This window comes from Stenotrophomonas sp. YJH_SMC_79, from assembly GCF_059367995.1.
In genome coordinates this window covers 725,383-741,454 of the sequence record NZ_JCAFRK010000001.1, presented here as the reverse complement: position 1 = coordinate 741,454, position 16,072 = coordinate 725,383, and the positions used below count along the sequence as shown (strand labels likewise).

At 67.4% G+C, this 16,072-nt stretch carries 12 protein-coding genes, 2 tRNA genes and 1 pseudogene; all 15 read right to left on the bottom strand.

The genetic code is table 11. The features are described from left to right. Window positions 1–36 precede the first annotated feature (36 nt). A pseudogene (locus tag AC5P57_RS03570) lies at window positions 37–381 on the bottom strand (LysR substrate-binding domain-containing protein); the annotation flags it as partial. Window positions 382–624: 243 nt separating this feature from the next. Further along, window positions 625–2,568: a tyrosine-type recombinase/integrase gene (locus AC5P57_RS03565; RefSeq protein ID WP_034012210.1), complete on the bottom strand. Its 1,944-nt coding sequence runs from the start codon at window positions 2,566–2,568 to the stop codon at window positions 625–627. 224 nt (window positions 2,569–2,792) lie between these two features. Further along, window positions 2,793–2,868: transfer RNA gene (locus tag AC5P57_RS03560), tRNA-Gly, on the bottom strand. Between the two features lie 115 nt (window positions 2,869–2,983). Then, a complete protein-coding gene (locus AC5P57_RS03555) occupies window positions 2,984–4,090 on the bottom strand; it encodes an NAD(P)/FAD-dependent oxidoreductase (RefSeq protein WP_262236272.1) in 1,107 nt (368 codons plus the stop codon). Between the two features lie 138 nt (window positions 4,091–4,228). After that, window positions 4,229–4,304: transfer RNA gene (locus tag AC5P57_RS03550), tRNA-Gly, on the bottom strand. A 237-nt stretch (window positions 4,305–4,541) separates the two neighbouring features. Further along, a complete protein-coding gene (gene pgsA / locus AC5P57_RS03545; protein ID WP_012510614.1) occupies window positions 4,542–5,168 on the bottom strand; it encodes a CDP-diacylglycerol--glycerol-3-phosphate 3-phosphatidyltransferase in 627 nt (208 codons plus the stop codon). 18 nt (window positions 5,169–5,186) lie between these two features. After that, window positions 5,187–7,031: an excinuclease ABC subunit UvrC gene (uvrC, locus tag AC5P57_RS03540; protein WP_099552679.1), complete on the bottom strand. Its 1,845-nt coding sequence runs from the start codon at window positions 7,029–7,031 to the stop codon at window positions 5,187–5,189. Continuing rightward, window positions 7,028–8,440 carry a hypothetical protein gene (locus AC5P57_RS03535; RefSeq protein ID WP_099552680.1) on the bottom strand — a complete coding sequence of 471 codons (1,413 nt, stop codon included), beginning with the start codon at window positions 8,438–8,440 and terminating at the stop codon, window positions 7,028–7,030. The genes uvrC and AC5P57_RS03535 overlap by 4 nt, the downstream gene beginning before the upstream one ends. Continuing rightward, window positions 8,437–8,925 carry a low molecular weight protein-tyrosine-phosphatase gene (locus AC5P57_RS03530; RefSeq protein ID WP_142807660.1) on the bottom strand — a complete coding sequence of 163 codons (489 nt, stop codon included), beginning with the start codon at window positions 8,923–8,925 and terminating at the stop codon, window positions 8,437–8,439. Before AC5P57_RS03530 ends, AC5P57_RS03535 begins: the two co-directional genes overlap by 4 nt. Next, a complete protein-coding gene (gene kdsB / locus AC5P57_RS03525; RefSeq protein WP_262236271.1) occupies window positions 8,922–9,695 on the bottom strand; it encodes a 3-deoxy-manno-octulosonate cytidylyltransferase in 774 nt (257 codons plus the stop codon). The genes AC5P57_RS03530 and kdsB overlap by 4 nt, the downstream gene beginning before the upstream one ends. Window positions 9,696–9,769: 74 nt before the next feature. Beyond that, window positions 9,770–10,789: a tetraacyldisaccharide 4'-kinase gene (gene lpxK / locus AC5P57_RS03520; protein WP_262236270.1), complete on the bottom strand. Its 1,020-nt coding sequence runs from the start codon at window positions 10,787–10,789 to the stop codon at window positions 9,770–9,772. Then, on the bottom strand, window positions 10,789–12,537 hold the full coding sequence (msbA, locus tag AC5P57_RS03515; RefSeq protein ID WP_099552684.1) for a lipid A export permease/ATP-binding protein MsbA: 1,749 nt from the start codon (window positions 12,535–12,537) through the stop codon (window positions 10,789–10,791). The genes lpxK and msbA overlap by 1 nt, the downstream gene beginning before the upstream one ends. Further along, window positions 12,534–12,956, bottom strand: a complete 423-nt coding sequence (locus tag AC5P57_RS03510; RefSeq protein ID WP_004152323.1) for an ExbD/TolR family protein — start codon at window positions 12,954–12,956, stop codon at window positions 12,534–12,536. Before AC5P57_RS03510 ends, msbA begins: the two co-directional genes overlap by 4 nt. Window positions 12,957–12,959: 3 nt before the next feature. After that, the gene (locus tag AC5P57_RS03505) at window positions 12,960–13,622 is read right to left on the bottom strand and encodes a MotA/TolQ/ExbB proton channel family protein (protein ID WP_495219428.1); all 663 of its coding nucleotides are present in this window, start codon (window positions 13,620–13,622) and stop codon (window positions 12,960–12,962) included. 3 nt (window positions 13,623–13,625) lie between these two features. Beyond that, window positions 13,626–16,025, bottom strand: a complete 2,400-nt coding sequence (locus tag AC5P57_RS03500) for a DNA internalization-related competence protein ComEC/Rec2 (protein ID WP_262236268.1) — start codon at window positions 16,023–16,025, stop codon at window positions 13,626–13,628. Window positions 16,026–16,072 lie beyond the last annotated feature (47 nt).

The window sequence follows — 16,072 nt, the reverse complement described above, 5'->3', positions numbered from 1 at the left end:
GAGGCACGACTAACCGCTTGGCAGTGACGAGCCATATCAGGGAACAAAACCTGACCCCGGCCGTTCAGACAGAATCGTCAGCATTTCTATGACAGCCCGAACCTTGGGCTGCAGGTAACGCGATTGCGGCCACACTGCATGGATAGGCATCTCACCACCTGCCCAGTCCGGCAGCAAGGGGATCAAGCGCCCCTGCCGTATATCTTCGGCCACCAGCCATGTCGGCATCTGCATGATGCCGCAGCCGGCCAGACCCGCCGCCAACATTGCTTCACCATCACTGAATTCATGGCGCGGATAGATTTCCTGCCGACGTACGCGCTGGTCCGATACGCGGAGCAACCAAGTGGGTCTCTGCCGTCCCCGAGGACCAGTGATGCAGTCCCGATGCCTTACCCCATTACTTCTCGGTAATTACTGCGGCGCGCTCACTAATACGACCACTACATTCTGGGACGACGTAGGGGCTGACTCAGTCCGGTTGTAGGCGCTCAGAAGGCTATGGCCTTCAGGATGGCCGCACGCCTCATCGCGCCGCGCCGTATGCGCTGCGGACTGCAAAGGCCCGCATCCTGTAGCTCACTTCCGACGGCCAAAGCATCCATCTTTGGCCGTCGGCCAGCGTCAGGCACTTTCGAGCATTGCCGCATCATTTAGCAACCGTTGAATGCGCTGGCGAATCTCCTCTGGAATACCTTGCGCAGACGAATCAGGTCCGGGCCTGTTTGGCTGCTGCTGGGTGCCCGCGATGACCCGCACGACCATGCCCAAATTTCCGGGTGTCACGATGTCGATGGCCGCGCGATCACCCAGATCCGGGTGTACGCGGGTCAGCATCCGGTACAAGTCCCACGAATCCGCGTGCGGACACTGGTTCATGAGCACCTGGGCCAGTTTGTGCTTGAGCGGCACCAGTTGCCAGTCGGGCACACGTTGCCCGCGATTGCCCAAGCTGATGGACAGCAGTTTGCCCGCCTTCAGCTCGCGGTTTATCTGGTCCTTGGACTTTCCGGCCAGCTTACCGAACAGCGGAACCGGCAAACTGCTCGGCGATTCGTAGATGGCGAGCATTTCCTCGCGCTCGCGCTGGATGGCGGATACTTCCGGCGCCGGCGCCGGCGCACGCGTCGGGGGCGGTGGCACCTGCGACAGCCGCTGGAAGGTGATTCCCGCGTCGTTTGGCGTCACGACAATGGGGGTGACCACCACGGGCGGAGCCGAAGCCGCAGAAGTGCCTGCAACGATGGCGTCGGGGTTGTCCTCCCCTGCGATGGCTGGCACGCCCTCGATATGGATGGTGAGGTGGGCGCTGGCCGCTTCGACCTGGCCCTGTTCGAGTAAGTCGAGGCGATCCGCCCAGTCCTGCATCATCCGACGGCGCGGCTCAACATACTTGGCGTGGTTGTAGGCCGAACTCACCTTGTTCGGGTCCGAGTGCGAAAGCTGCGCGTCCACCCAAATCTTGGGATAGCCGATCTCGTTGAGCGCCGTCGAGATGGTTCCGCGGATGCCGTGCCCGGTCAGTTGATCCTCGTAGCCCATTCGTTTCAAGGCCGCGTTGAGGGTGTTCTCGCTGATGCGCTTCTTGAGTTCGCTGCGGTGCGTGAGCAGATGGACCTGGGCCGGCTTCATCACACCCAACAGGTAGCGCACGATCTCGATGGCCTGCACGGACAACGGCACGATGTAGGGCGGAACGTCCTGCGGGCGCTTGCCGGCCTTGCGCATCTCGTCCTGGAGTTGTTTGACAATCTGCGGCGGGATGATCCACAGGCCACGGTCGAGATCGAACTGGTCCGGGGTCGCCAGCCGCAGCTCGCCGGTACGCACGCCGGTCAGGAACAGCAGCCGGATGCCGAGTTGGGTCTGCCAACCACGAGGGTTGTAGAGCCTGAGCTTGTGCAGGAACTCGGGAAGCTCCCGAAGATGCAGGTAGGGGTTGTGGTTCACCGGGGGCTTGGGCTCGGCCACCACGTCCAGGTCGGAGGCCGGATTGGCTTCCAGCCCCTCCACGATGACGAGGGCATAGCGGAACAACTGCCCCAGCCAGGTGCGGACCTTCTCGGCAGTGGTGAACGCCTTGCGCTCCTCGATCCTCGCCAGGACGCCCAGGAGTTGGGGCCGGCGAATGTCGTAGATCGACATCTGCTTGAGGCTGGGCAGCACGTCCTTGTTGAAGATCCGCAGGATCTGCGACAGCGTGCTGTTCCTGCCCTCCTTGATTTCCTTGCGGCGATGCTCGACCCACGCATCGAAGACGGCCTTGAAGGTGTAGTCGGCCGCAAGCTTGACCGCGTGTCGCTTCTGTTTGCGATCGGTATGGGGGTTGATGCCCTTTGCCAGAAGCGCCCGGGCTTCGTCGCGCAAGGTGCGCGCTTCGCGCAAACCGATCTCGGGGTAGTTCCCCAGGGAGATGCGCTTTTGCTTGCCGAGCCAGTAATAGCGCAAATGCCACGACTTGCCGCCGGTGGGGGCGACCACCAGGCCGAGGCCATCGGTGTCGGGGATGCTGTACGTTTTCTCGGCGGCCTTGGCTTGCCGCACGGTCAGATCAGAGAGTGTCATCATCAAGCTCCTAAGTCTTGGACTTAGGCCCGATGCTGCTTGTCATCCCGATCCAACCCCAGCAACAACCCGGAACCGGCACCACCCGCATTCTTTGGCCTTGTTTTTGGCCTCAAAAACGCTGGCTGTCAGTGGATTTCCGTGGCTTTCGCTGGAATGAAAAAAGGAGCCGAAGCTCCTCTTTTCAACGACTTACAGACGTCAGTGGAAGTCCGTAGATCATAACTTGGAGCGGGAAACGAGACTCGAACTCGCGACCTCAACCTTGGCAAGGTTGCGCTCTACCAACTGAGCTATTCCCGCAGATTCCGTTCGACCTGCGTCGAAGGAGCGCTATTGTGTCGATATTGCTGCACGGCGTCAACAGGAATTTTCACGTGAAGTGAAGGGCGGCGTTCAGGCCCCCAGGACCGACACCTCAGGTCCGCAGGCCACGGCGGTGGAAGTAGACCTGTTCGGCGACGCGCCGCGTGGCCGCCGTATGCAGCAGTGCATTGAGAGGCCAGTCGGCCTGCAGATGATCCATCGCCCAGCGCAGCAGCCGCTTGCCATGGAATGCCGGCGCTACCTGCCGCGCCACCCGTTCGGCTTCCGGCCCCCGGCCACGCAGATGGCGGGCAATCGCTTCGCCGACTGCCCAGCCGTGCCGCCATGAGGAGTGGATGCCGCCCGCCGAGAGCGGCGAGACGATGCCCGCCGCGTCACCGGTCAGAATCAGGCGGCGGCCCGTGATTGGGCCAACCGGTCGGCCGCACGGGACCAGGCCGGCGCGGGTACCCGTAGGGCGCGCCGAAGGCGGAATGCCGACCACGTCGCGCACGTGGTCGAGGAAACCATCGATGTCCGGCGGCCGTACCTGTTGCGGGTCGTGACGCAGCGCCAACCCGACCTGCAGGCCGGTCGGATTCTGCGCGACCCAGCCGATGTAACCCGGCGCATAGCGCTTGCTGACGAAGCAATGCAGCGCGTCACCCTGCGGCAATTGCAGGCCGGCGAACTCGCGCTCAACGCCGTAGAGATTGTCACGCACCTGGCCGAGGCCGGCGCGCTGGGCAACGCGTGAGCGTGCGCCATCTGCACCGACCAGGTAGGCGCAGCGACCTGCCCCTTCCACCTGCCAGCCATCGCCGCTTCGATGAGCGTCGGTAAAGGACTGCTGCAGGCGCAGGTCGACACCATTCGCGCGCAGTTCGCTGGCCAGCCAGCGCATTAGGTTCGGCGTATCGGTAGTGAGGAAGAAGTAGCCCGGTGCGGCCAGCAATACGCTGCGCAGGTTGGGCGAATACAGGCGCACGTTCGCGACCCGCTGCACCAGATGCTCGGGCATGCGCCCCAGCCAGGTCTGCTCCATCGCCTCTTTCACCACGATGCCAGTGGTGTGCAGGCGCTCGCCAGGGTCGGCCTTGCGGTCAAGCACGCAGACGCGCAGGCCGTATTGGGCAGCGGCTAGGGCGCAGGCGGCACCGGCGAAACTGGCGCCGACGATGACCACGTCGTGGTCGTAGGCGGAGGGAGTGTGAGGCATTGCTGCATCGTCCTGAAGGAACGGAGATGCAGCTTCGAACTGCCGCGTGGTGAGGCGAAGGAGTGGCGGTGAAGTGGGGATGAAGCGATCAGTACGCAAACGAAAAACGCCCCCTTCCGGGAGCGTTTTTCTTGAATCTGGAGCGGGAAACGAGACTCGAACTCGCGACCTCAACCTTGGCAAGGTTGCGCTCTACCAACTGAGCTATTCCCGCTTGGGAGGCGAAATTCTACCTATTCCCAGGAGCGCGTCAAGCGCTTTTTTTCAGGGAATGCGGGATGCCTGGCGCCGCGTATCCACGCATGGCGTGGATCTACTACAGCATCCCCGCAAACCGATGGATCCGCATCATCCGTGGATGCAGCATTTCCAGTAGATCCACGCCATGCGTGGATGCCAGCATCGATGGCGTCAGAGCCCCTTGCTTCGGAAAGGGATCCGACCCCGGCGCTCAGTTGCCCAGCTTCTTCTGCCGCGCACGCTCACGCGCGGCGCGCTCGTCATCGCGCAGGCTCGGCCAGGCGGCGTGCAGGTACTGCAGGCCCGACCACAGGGTCAGCACCGCGGCAATGGCCAGGGTCCAGTCGCCGATATGGAACACCGGCCAGCCCATCCAGATGTCTTCCACCGGCACGTTCGGGGCCACCGAGTACAGCAGGCACAGCAGCGCGACCATCTGCGCGGTGGTCTTGACCTTGCCGATCATCGCCACGCGCACCTTGGCGCGCTGGCCCAGCTCGGCCATCCACTCGCGCAGCGCCGATACTGCAATCTCACGACCGACGATGACCGCCGCCCAGAACGCCATCCACGGCGTCGGGTGGCCCTGCACGATCAGGAACAGCGCCACTGCCACCATCAGCTTGTCCGCGACCGGGTCGAGGAAGGCGCCGAAGGCCGACTCCAGCTGGTAACGGCGTGCGATCCAGCCATCGAGCCAGTCAGTGATCGCGGCCAGGCCGAAGATCGCCGCCGAAGCGAAGTTGGTCCAGGTGTAGGGCAGGTAGAACACCAGCACCAGCACCGGGATCATCACGATCCGCAACAACGTCAGCCAGGTGGGCAGGGTCAACTTCATGCTTGCGTGCTTCTCTCTCTACTCGGCCGCATCAGGCGTGGCCAACCCGTGCAGGTTAGCGTAGATACGTGCCGCGAGGGCGTCATTGATGCCTTCCACCTTGGCGATTTCCGCTTCGCCAGCGGCTTTCAGCCCCACCAGGCCCCCGAAATGCTTGAGCAGGCTGGCGCGTCGGCGCGGCCCGATGCCGGGGATGTCCTCCAGCTTGCTGGTCATCCGTGCCTTCTGGCGGCGGCCGCGGTGGCCGGTGATGGCGAAGCGGTGCGCCTCGTCGCGCACCTGCTGGATGAACTGCAGCGCCGGGTTGGCCGCGCCCGGGCGCAGCTCGCGGCCATCGGGCATCACCAGCGCTTCGTGGCCCGCGCGGCGCTCCACGCCCTTGGCCACGCCCACCAGCAGCACGCCTTCCACGCCCAGGTCGGCCAGAGCGGCCTGGGCCTGCGCCAACTGGCCGGCGCCACCGTCGATCAGCAGCACGTCCGGCAGCACGCCCTGCTCTTCCACCGCACGGCGGAAGCGGCGGTCGATGGCCTGGCGCATGGCGGCATAGTCGTCGCCCGGCTCGATGCCACTGATGTTGAAGCGGCGGTACTGCGCGCGCACCGGGCCTGCCGCGTCGAACACTACACACGACGCCACGGTGGCCTCGCCCAGGGTGTGGCTGATATCGAAACATTCGACACGCTTGACCGGCTCGGCAAGACCCAGCATGTCGCGCAATGCATCGCTGCGCGCGTGCTGCGCGTTGCGGCTGTTGAGTTCGGTGGCCAGGGTCAGCTGCGCGTTGCGGCTGGCCAGCTCCACGTAGCCGGCACGCTCGCCGCGCACGTTCCACTTCAGCTGCACCTTGCGCTCGGCCGAGGCCGACAGCGCGGCGACCAGCAGGTCGGCGTCGGGAATCTCGCGGTCCAGCAGGATCTCGCGCGGCGGCTCGAATTCGATGTAGTACTGCGAGACGAACGCGGCCAGCACTTCCTCCGGGCTCTCCTCGCCATTGGTACGCGGAAAGAACGGGCGGGTACCGAGGTTGCGGCCATCACGGAAGGCCAGCAGCAGCACGCAGGCCTGCGAGCCCTGCATGGCCACTGCCAGCACGTCCAGGTCGGCGGCACGGCCGTCCACATACTGGCGGGTCTGCATGCTGCGCAGCGAGGAAATCAGGTCACGCAGGCGCGCGGCCTGTTCGAACTCCAGCGCCTCGCTGGCGGCCTGCATCTGCTCGCCCAGTTCACGGGTCAGCTCGTCGCTCTTGCCTTCCAGGAACAGCGCGGCGCGGCGCACCGATTCAGCGTACTCGGCAGGCGCCACCAGCTCCACGCAGGGCGCGCTGCAACGGCCGATCTGGTACTGCAGGCACGGCCGCGAGCGGTTGCGGAACACGCTGTCCTCGCAGCTGCGCAGCTTGAACAGCTTGTGCATCAGGTTCAGCGTTTCGCGCACCGCAGTGACGCCGGGATACGGCCCGAAATAGCGCCCGGGAATGGCACGCGGGCCGCGATGCAGGGCGATGCGGGGCCAGTCCTCGCGGGTCAGCAGCACATGCGGATAGGTCTTGTCGTCGCGCAGCGAGACGTTGTAACGCGGCGACAGCGACTTGATCAGCTGGTTTTCCAGCAGCAGCGCTTCGGCTTCCGAGCGCGTGACGGTCACGTCCATGCGCACGATCTGCGAGATCATCGACATGATCCGCGCATTCTTCGGGCTGCCGTTGAAATAGCTGCCGACACGGTTGCGCAGCGCACGCGCCTTGCCGACATACAGCAGGGTGTCGTCGGCAGCGTACATGCGATACACACCGGGGGCGGTACTGAGCTGGGCCGCGAAGGCCTTGCCGTCGAAGGCCGGGGCGGGAACGTCGGTCATTCGCTGATCGGCACTTCGCTGAGCACGCCGCTTTCGGGGTCGAATCGCAGCACGGTGTGGGCGTCGGTCTCGGCGATCCATACCGCACCGGCACCCACGGCCAGTCCGGCCGGGCCATGCAGGCGGCGCGGCAGCGGCTGGGTCGTCAGTTCGCCACCGCCCAGGCGCAGCGTGCGCAGGCGGCCATTACCGGTATCGGCAATCCACAGCAGCGGTGCATCCGGACTCAGCGCGATCGCCTGTGGGAACTGCAGGCTGGCCTGCGCGCGTGGGCCATCTTCATCGCCGAAACGCCAGGGGCCCTGCCCGACCAGCGTCTGCACCAGATCCCCACGCAGCTGCAGTGCACGGATCGAGGAGCCCAGCGCATCGGCCACGTACAGCACCTGCTGCACCACGGCCAGTGCGGTCGGCTGCGCGAACGCAGCCAGATGGCCGCTGCCATCACGCTCGTCGATGGCACCGCTGCCAGCGCGCCATTGCAGGCTGCGCTGCCCGAGGTGGTAGCTCCAGATGCGGTTGTCGCCGGCCATGGCGATGTGCAGCTGGTTATCGGCGATGGCCAGACCGACCGGGTGGTCCAGCGAGACCTGCCGCGCCTGCGCTACCGGGCCCTCCACCGGCGCGCCGGGGCGGCCATTGCCGCACAGCGTGTCGACGATGCCGGTCAGCAGGTTGATGCGGCGCACAGCATGGTTGCCGGTGTCGGCCACGTACAGCGCGTCGCGCTCCAGCACCAGCGCCTGCGGACGATGGAACGCCGCTTCGGCGAGGTTGCCGTCCATGAAATCGGCCGTCCCCAACCCGAACTGGCGCAGGATGCGCCCGCCGTGGCTGCATTCGAGGATGCGGTGATGGCCACTGTCGGCGATGTACAGGCGTTCGGTGCTGACCGCCAGGCCCAGCGGAAAACGCAGTGCCTGCCGCGGCTCCGGGTGCAGCTCGGTACCGCCGCGCGGCGGTGCCGACGGCGCGCCGTGGCACAGCGCATTCAACGCGCGCTCAAGGTCTCCCGGAGCACCCAGCCCGACAAGCCGTTGCTGTTCGCGCCCCTGCGCATCCAGCAGCACCACGGTCGGCCATGATGTGACGCCGAAGCGACGCCAACCATCCCAGTCGGCATCGAGCAGGACCGGCATTGACAGCCCTTGGCGACGCAGCAGTTTCAGTGCGGCGCCGGCGTCACGCTCGAAATCGAAACGGGGTACCTGCAACACCAGCGGTTGCAGCATGCCGGGGTGACGCGACAGCCATTGACCGAATTCGGCCAGGCGCTGCGCGCTCCAGGCAGAGGCGGCGTTGACGAACAACAGCGCCACCGGCCGACCGCGCAGTTCGGTCAGGGTGCAGGGGGCGGCGTTGAGCCAGGTGGCGAACTCGGGCAGGTCCGGGACGGGCTGGACGTTCATGGCCCGATTATGCCGGAGTCGGCGTCATGCAACAGTCGTGCCACTGCACGTTTTGCAGCATTGTCGACCAGCGTCCAGACCTGCTCGAAGTGATCGCTGCCGCCGGTATAGGGATCGGGGATCGCCACCCGCCCCTCCCCGCCCGACCAGGGCAGATACAGCGCCAGCCGCTCACGCTGCGCAGGCGTGGCCAGGCGGCCGGCGTCCCGCAGGTTCGCCTCGTCGGCGCACAGGATCCAGTCGAAGCGGTCGAAATCAGCGGCTTGCAGCTGGCGCGCACGCAGGCCGCCGATGTCCACGCCATGCCCGGCCGCACAGGCGATCGCGCGCCGGTCCGGTGGCTCGCCGACATGCCAGTCGCCGGTGCCGGCCGAATCGACCTGCACCCGCCCCGCCAGCGGCGAAGCGTCCAGGCGTGCGCGGAGCGCACCCTCGGCCATCGGCGAACGGCAGATGTTGCCGAGGCAGACGACCAGCAGCCTCATCGCGCGGCCAGCGCCTGCAGCAGCGCTTCAGCGCGTTCCAGATCTTCGGGCGTGTCGATGCCGGGCGGGAACGGTTCCGGCGAGATCGCCACACTGATCGGATGGCCCGCTTCCAGCACGCGCAGCTGCTCCAGCGATTCGACCTGCTCGAGCTGGCCCGGGGGCATCGCCGCGAACTGCTGCAGGAAACCGGCGCGGTAGCCGTAGATGCCGATGTGGCGCAGCCAGGCATGCCCTTCCGGCAGCGTGTCGCGGCTGCGCGCGAAACCATCGCGGTGCCAGGCGATCGGTGCGCGGCTGAAGTACATCGCCTGGTTGCGCACGTTGCGCACCAGCTTGACCACGTTCGGGTCGAACAGCGTCTGCGCGTCCTCGACGGAGGTGGCCAGGGTCGACATGGGCGCGTTGCCGCCGACCAGCGCTTCGGCCACCGCACGGATGCCGGCCGCAGGCGCGAACGGTTCGTCCCCCTGCAGGTTGACCACCACGGTGTCGTCTGCCCAGCCGGCGATACGCGCACATTCGGCCAGGCGGTCGGTACCGGACGCATGCGATGTGGCGGTCATCGCTACCTTCACCTCGGCCAGCCCGGACAGCGCGTCGGCAATGCGTTGATCGTCGGTAGCGACCCATACCTCGCCAGCGCCTGCCTGCAGCGCGCGGCGCGCCACGTGCAGCACCAGCGGCTCACCACCCAGCAGACGCAGCGGCTTGCCCGGCAGCCGCGAGGCGGCATAGCGGGCCGGGATGGCGACAACGAATTCAGTCATGGGGCGATACTCGGCAGGCTCGTTACAACGGGGATGCGGCCGGTGGCGCGTGAATGCAAGCGCCACCGCGCCACTCAGTTCGGTCGCAGCTTGTCCAGGCGGTCAGTCAGCGCCACCCAGAACGCGGCAGGCAGCTCGGCACGCAACGGCACCGCGTAATGCCAATCGTTGCCGAATGCGCGGCATTTCACCGCATCCTTCTCGGTCATCAGCACCGGCAGCTGGCTGCCGAAGGACAGGTCCTGCGGCTGGTAGGCCTGGTGGTCGGCGAAGGCATGCGGCACCACGCCGATGCCACGCGCGCGCAGCATGTCGAAGAAGCGCTGTGGATGGGCGATGCCGGCCACCGCGTGAACACGCTGGCCCTTGAAGTACGACAACGGGCGCGCGCGGCCACCGGCCAGCGGCTGCGCGCTGTCGATGTGCAGGGCCATCGGCCACTGGCCGAAACCGCAGGCCTGGGCCGCAGATTCCTCATCGGCCTGGCCGAGATTCACCACGCGGAAGTCGCACTCGCTGGCACGGCTGATCGGCTCGCGCAGCGGTCCGGCAGGAATCATCCGGCCGTTGCCGTAGCGACGCTGGGCATCGACCACTTCGATCTCGATGTCGCGCGCCAGCCGGTAGTGCTGCAGGCCGTCATCGCAGACGATCACATCGCATCCGGCCTGGATCAGTGCCTTGCCTGCGGCAACCCGGTCACGGTCCACGCGCACCGGCACGCCGGTCTTCCAGGCGATCAGCACCGGTTCGTCACCGCCCTTGGCGGTCGGCGTGTCGGCCTGCACCCACAGCGGCTTGTCGGCGTCTTCGCGGCCATAGCCACGGCTCGCGACGCCCGGCTTCCAGCCGGCCGCACGCAGGCGCTCGACCAGGGCAATGGTCAGCGGCGTCTTGCCGGTGCCGCCGGCGGTGATGTTGCCAACCACGATGACCGGCACCGGCAGCGCGTAGCGCTTGCGCCATCCCCGCCGATAAGCGCGGCGGCGCAGCGCGGTGACGCCGGCATACAGCGGCGCCAGCAGGCGCATCGCCCACGGAACCGGGCTGCCGTCGTACCAGTACGGCGGGGTCTGGGTACCCTTGCCAGCCATCAGTCCTGCCTTTCGCGGAACTGCATGCTGTGCAGATGCTGGTACAGGCCACCCATGGCAAGCAGCTCCTTGTGGGTACCCCGCTCAACGATGCGGCCGTGGTCCATCACCAGCACCAGGTCGGCATGCTCGATGGTCGACAGGCGGTGCGCGATGACCAGCGTGGTGCGTTCGGGCATCAGGCGCTGCAGCGCATCCTGCACCAGTCGCTCGGACTCGTTGTCCAGCGCCGCAGTGGCTTCGTCGAGGATCAGGATCGGCGCGTCACGCAGGATCGCGCGGGCGATCGCCAGGCGCTGGCGCTGGCCGCCGGACAGCAGTGCACCGTTCTCGCCGACCGGGGTCTGCAGCTGCTGCGGCATGCGCGCGATGAACTCCCACGCATTGGCCGCTTCGGCCGCCGCACGGATCTGCTCCTCGCTCGCTTCCATGCCATAGGCGATGTTGGCCGCGATGGTGTCATCGAACAGCATGACCTTCTGCCCGACCATCGCCACCTGGCGACGCAGGTCGGCCAACGGATAGTCATCCAGCGCGACGCCATCGAGGGTGATGACACCACCGCTGGGCTCGTAGAAGCGCGGCACCAGCCGGATCAGGCTGGTCTTGCCACTGCCGGAACGACCCACGATGGCGGTGACCGTGCCCGGCTTCGCCACGAAACTGATGTCGTCCAGGGCAATGCCGCTGTCCTCGCGGTAGCGCAGCATGACGTGGTCGAAGGCCAGCTCGCCGCGCACGCGCTGCACGCTGTTGCGGCCCTCGTCACGCTCGACCTGCATGTCGAGGATGCCGAACAGGCGCTCTGCGGCGGCCACACCGCGCGAGATCGAGGTCTGCACGCTGGTCAGGCGGCGCAGCGAAGGAATGATGGCCATCATCGAGGTCATCAGGCCCATGAACTGGCCGGCGTTGAGGCGACCGGCCAGCGCTTCGCGGGTCGATACCCAGACGATCACCGCCAGCGCCAGTGCGGCCAGGAACTGCACCACGCTGGACGCCGCCGCACGGGTGACTTCCACCTTCATGTTCAGCGACAGCATGCGGTTGGCCAGGCGCGAGTAGCGCGAGATCTCATGCTGCTGGGTGCCGTGCACCTTCACTTCCTGCTGCGCCGCCAGCGACTGTTCGGCGGTCTGCGCCATCGAACCCATGCCGTCCTGGATGCCGCGGCTGATGCGGCGGTAGCGCTTGCCCACGTAGGACACGATCACGCCGATCAGCGGCACCACCACCAGCATGGCCACGGTGACCTTCACGCTCATCTGCAGCATTACCGCCAGCATGGCGATGATGGTCAGAGTGTCGGCCACCACGGTCTTGAGTGCGTCGGCGCTGGCCTGGGTGACCTGCTCGGTGTCGAAGTTCAGGCGGCTGACCATCACCGGCGTCGCTTCGGTATCGAAGTGCGAGGATGGCAGGTGCAGGTACTTGGCCAGCACCTGTTCGCGCAGGTCACGCACCACGCTGCGGCCGGTCTTGGCCAGCGCGTAGTCGCTCACCCAGGTGGCGAGGCTGCGCATCAGGAACAGGCCGAGGATGGTCAGCGGCAGGATCACCGCCATGCGCGGTTCCGGGTTGACGAAACCACGGTTGACCAGCGGCTCCATCAACTTGGTGAAGTGGTAGCCCGCCAGGGCTTCGACCACCATGGCGATGACCGCGGCCACCATGAACACCCAGTAGGCGCGGGTGTACCCCAGCAGACGTTTGTAGATCGGCCACACCGGCGCGTGATTGGAACTCATGGACGCACCTCGGGTGCTGTTGCAATGGCAATACGGCGGAAACCGAGCTGACCCAGCGCATCCTGCGCGGTCACCACGGCCTGGTAGGGAGTGCGCGCGTCGGCGCGCAGCAGCACGGTCTGCTCGCGATCGCTGCCGGCCACGGCGGCGATGGTCTGCTTGACCGACTCGACGTCGCTGCGCAGCACTTCCTGGTCATTGATGAAGTAACGGCCTTCGGCGTTGATCAGCACGCTGAGCGAGCGTGGCGGCTCGTTGGTCTGCTGCTGGCTTGCGGTCGGCAGCTGCACCTGCAGCGTAGAACGCGCGTCGAAGGTGGTGGTGACCACGAAGAAGATGATCAGCACCAGGATGACGTCGATCAGCGGCACCAGGTCGATATGCGGCTCATCCTGGGATCGGTCGTTGCCGATACGCATCGATCAGGCCTTCGCCGTGGCGGCGCCGGCCTGGCGCGCGGCCGGGGCCGGGTTCATCACCCCGGGGCGGCCATCGAGCGTATCCAGCAGGGCGCTGGCTTCCTGCTCCATCTCCACCACGTAGCCGTGGATGCGGCCCTTGAAGTAGCGATGGAACATCAGCGCCGGGATCGCCACGATCATGCCGGTGGCCGTGCACACCAGCGCCTTGCCGATGCCGCCAGCCAGCTGGTTCACGTCGCCCACGCCGTGGTCGAGGATGCCCAGGAACATCTGGATCATGCCGATCACCGTGCCGAGCAGGCCCAGCATCGGGCCGGCCGAGGCAATGGTGCCCAGTGCGTTCAGGAAACGCTCCATGCGGTGCACCAGGTGGCGGCCGGTGTCTTCGATGCGCTCGCGGATCTGGTCGCGCGGGCGGTTGCGGGCTTCCAGTGCGGCAGCCAGCAGCGCGCCCAGCGGCGAATTCGCCCGCAGGGTCTGCAGGTGGGCCGGGTCGAGCTTGCCGCGAGCGGCCCAGTTGCGCACTTCCTGGCCGAGGCCGGGCGGCAGCACTTCAGTCCGCCGAAGGGACCAGAAACGCTCCAGGATGATCGCCAAAGCCAGTACGCCCAACAGCAGCAGCGGCACCATCGGCCAGCCACCGGCCTTGACCAGTTCCCACACGTTTCAACCCTCCGGCCCAACGGCCGCTTGTTCGATCGGCGATAGGATAGCAGCCGACCGCGCCCGCCCAGCGGCATCCCACCACCGGGATGCATGGATGCGCTGTTCACGCAGCTGCAGGCCTTGTGCGCCAAGCCATACGCGGATCGCCCCGGAGTCGGCCGTGGCCAGCACTTCCGCGCCTTGCGCCTGCCAGCGCTGGACCACCTCCTGGCGCGGGTGGCCGAAGCGGTTCCGGTGCCCGGCAGAGACCACCGCCAGCCGCGGCGCCACCGCCGCGACCCACGGCGCACTGGAGCTGCCGCCGCTGCCATGGTGCGGCACCAGTACCACGTCCGCCTTCAGCGCGTGCGGATACCCCTGCAGCAGCGCCGCCTCGGCCGGGCGACCAATGTCGCCGGGAAGCAGCACCACGCCGTGGCGGCTGGCAATGCGCAGCACGCAGCTGTCCTCGTTTTCGGCTTGCCGGCTGCCCGGCGCGGGGTGCAGGACCTGGAAATCGACCCCATCCCACTGCCAGCGCGTCCCCTGCTGGCACGGGGCAGCCCCGGCGATGGCGCTGCCGGGCGGCGCCAGCAGTTGCAGCCCGGCCAGCTGCCGGCGCAGGCCGGGCAGGCTGCCGGTGTGATCCAGGTGGTCATGGCTGAGCATCGCCTGCTGCGGCGGCCCCTGACCGAGCGCACGCAACGCCGGAATCAGGATCCGCTCGTTGCCGTCACCACCGGTCGGTGGCCCAACGTCGTACCAGAGCGCGTGCCGGGCCGTGCGCACCAGCACCGCCGTGCCCTGGCCGACATCGTGCACCAGCAGCTCCAGTTCGCCCTCGGCAGGGGCATGCCGGGCCAGCCACAGCAGCGGCAGGCACAACAGCAGGCCAGCGAGGCCACCGCCGGCGCCGCGCGGCAGCAGCCACCAGAACACCCCCAGCAAGGCCACCGGTACCGCCCAGCGCGGCGCCTCGGCCAGCCACCACATCGCCTGCGGATGCAGCGCCAACGGCTGCAGGGCCTCCCAGCTGAGCTCGAACAGCCAGGCCGCGGCGCGCCAGGCCCAACGCCCCGCGCCGTCATGCAGCACGTGCAGGCCGGTACCGAGCAGCGACAGCGGAACAACCAGCATTGTCCACCACGGGATGATCGGCAGATTGACCAGCGGCCCCAACCGCGCGGTCCCGCCGAACAAGGCAACGCACAGCGGCAGCAGGCCGAGGCTGGCAACACCCTGCGCGGCAAGGAACCCGCGCAGCCCACCACCGATGCCCTCCGGCCCCGTCCTCGGCAGGCACCAGAGCAACCACAGCACGCCACCGAAGCTCAGCCAGAACCCGGCCGAGAGCACCGACAGCGGCGCCGGCAACAGCATCACCATCGCGGCCAACGCCAGCCCCTGCCCTGCACCAACCGGGCGACGCCCGGCCCTGGCCAGTGCGACCAGCCCGATCATCAGCGCCGCGCGCACCGTCGGCAGTGCACCACCGGCCGCTACGGCATAGGTGGCTGCGGCCAGTGCCGCTCCCCATGTGGCCGCCTGCGGCCGCGGCCAGTACCGTCCCAGCAGCGGGCACAGCCACCACGACAGGCGGCACAGCAGCACGCCGAAGCCAGCGACCACGCCCACGTGGAAACCGGAAATGGCGACCAGATGGGTCAGGCCCAACGCGCGCAGGTGTTCCCAGTCGGCATCGGACAGACCACGGGTATCGCCCAGTGCCAACGCCTGCACGAACCGTGCGGCAGGATGTGCCACCTGCACGGCGATCGCGGCACTGCTGCGTTCCCGCCAGGCCTGCAGGCCCCGCGCCGGCAGCCACTCGCGCGCGCTGGCCGGATCACGCACCGAGGCATTGCCGGAGATGCCCCGCAGCACGGCGTGGCGTTCGCCATCGAAGCCACCGGGATTGATCCGTGAACGCGGCGCCCGCACGCGCAACGACAGTTCCCAGTACGCCCCGGCGCGAACCGCATGGCGTCCAGCGCCCAGGCCACGTTGTGGAGGCCCGCGCCACGGATCGTTCCAGGTCACCTGCAGGCGCTTGCCACGCAGCGCTGGCAGCGCGTCGGCCTCTTCGACGTGCAACACGAAACGCGTGTAGCCCGGCCCACGCTGCGGAAGGTCGGCAACCCGGCCCCGCACCTGCACATCCTGCGGCGGCGCGCCGGGCACAAGCTGGCCGTGCAGGACCCAGTGCCCGTGCAGTGTTGCCCATGCCAGGCCGAGCAAGGTCGCGGCCCACGCACGGCCGCGCCAGCGCAGCAGCCAGCCGCTGGCGCCGGCGACTGCCATCGGCGCGCTCAGCCACAGCGGCAGCAACATCGGCATCTGCACGCAGGCCAGCGCCCCCAGCACCAGGCCGGCGGCGCAGCCGGGGCCAAACAGGGCCGGGGCGGATTGTTCGGGAGCCATTCCCCCAGCCTGCCGCCGGAGGTGGCAGGCTGCCTATCGGGCCTTTC